Source organism: Virgibacillus dokdonensis, assembly GCF_900166595.1.
Taxonomy (GTDB): domain Bacteria; phylum Bacillota; class Bacilli; order Bacillales; family Amphibacillaceae; genus Virgibacillus; species Virgibacillus dokdonensis.
The window spans coordinates 1-1,593 of record NZ_LT745759.1 but is presented as its reverse complement, the minus strand read 5'-3'; the positions used below and the strand labels follow the sequence as shown (position 1 = coordinate 1,593).

Genomic DNA, 1,593 nt, shown 5'->3' with positions numbered 1-1,593 from the left:
GGGTGTGTCAATAATTTTGTGTAAATCCCCTTTTGTAGATGTTAACTCTGAATAAATAATCAGGAAATCTCTATAGCCACAGCGTTAGCTGCTTGTCCTTGACCTTGTGCCTCTTCTTTGTGATTCGCTGTGTTGGGCATAGGGGACCCTGCCAGCGAGAGTATAGAAGAGTACGGTCGTGGTACCATAAAAAAGCGGGTGGAGCCTTATGTGGCTATATTTTCTGCACCCGCCAGTAGATATACACCACGACCGTAAACAAGGTCAAGGATGGCGGGTTCTAAGTCCCATTTTCCAGAGATTCGAACAAGGCAACTAATTCAGATTTTGCCTGATCAAAGCCTCGATGGCAGCGCATGCTGAATTTATGATTATACTCTAGAAATCGCGTGACAAGAAAACGTTCTAAAGCCTCCTTGTTTGGAAACTGCTCTTTTCGTTTGACGTATCTCTTTATTTCTTTATTGAAGGCTTCAATTAAATTTGTCGAATAGATACTCCGTCGAATAGAGGCAGGGAACTCATAAAATGTTAATAATTGTTCATTTTTTACAACTGCGTCAATGACACGTGGATATGTCTTTTCCCATTTGCTTTGAAACTGTTCTAACGCTTGTAGGGCTTCTTTTTTGTCTATGGCATGATAAACCGTTTTAAAGTCACTAAGTATCTCTGCACGGTCTTTGACACGAACCTTCTTAGCAATATTGCGGGCAACATGGACACAGCACACCTGATGCTTTGCTTTAGGATAGACACGGTGAATAGCATCTGTCATGCCAGTTAGACCGTCTGAGATGAAGAGCAGAACGTCTGCAACACCACGCTGATATAGTTCCTGCATCAATTCTTCCCATACGTGTGCGGATTCTGTTGGTGCAATAGTAAAGTCTAATACTTCTTTTATGCCGTCTTCCGTGATCCCAATTGCAATATATACAGACTCTTTCTCTACCGTGTTACGACGGATAGGGATTTGAGTAGCATCTAAGTAAATGCATGCGTAACGGTTTTCTAATTTACGTTCATGAAATGCTTGTACATCTTCTGCTACCAATTTTGTTAAGTTAGATACGGTCTGTTTGGTGTAATGATGTCCGTACATTCGTTCGATTAGATGTGCGATTTCATCTGTTGTGATTCCCTTTTCATAAAGGTGAATAACAAACTGTTCCAGCGTGTCATTAGAACGCTTATATGGAGCCACTGTTTGTTGTTGAAATTCTCCGTTCCTATCCCTTGGTATACGAAGTTGTAGCTCACCGTACTCCGTCTTAAAAGTACGGTCATAAAACCCATTACGAGAGTTACCTGAATGAACTCCCTTGCGTTCATACGGTTCGTAATCCAGAAATACAGTTAATTCATGCTTTAGTAATTGGTTAATAGCTTCTTCTAGATGACGGCGAAAAACTTCTTCAATATCTTGTTTTTTTGCTAGTGCTTCAATTAAATCTGTAGTAAGATGGTTCATAGGGAAGACCTCTTTTCTGTGAATTTTGTGTGCTAACTTTATTCTACAAAAAGGGTCTTCCTTTTTCTATGAACTTGTTTAATTGGTATTTCTATTTACACAAAATATTTTACACTCTC

General features: G+C 39.8%; 1 protein-coding gene. It reads right to left on the bottom strand.

Annotated features, from left to right (window positions below; all coding sequences use genetic code 11):
- Positions 1–280 precede the first annotated feature (280 nt).
- Positions 281–1,474, bottom strand: a complete 1,194-nt coding sequence (locus tag B2C77_RS00425) for an IS256 family transposase (protein WP_077701822.1) — start codon at positions 1,472–1,474, stop codon at positions 281–283.
- Positions 1,475–1,593: the final 119 nt, after the last annotated feature.

Coding starts and splice junctions, on each gene's coding strand:
- B2C77_RS00425 (WP_077701822.1), bottom strand. CDS start 1,474: ATGAACCATCTTACTACAGATTTAATTGAAGCACTAGCAAAAAAACAA.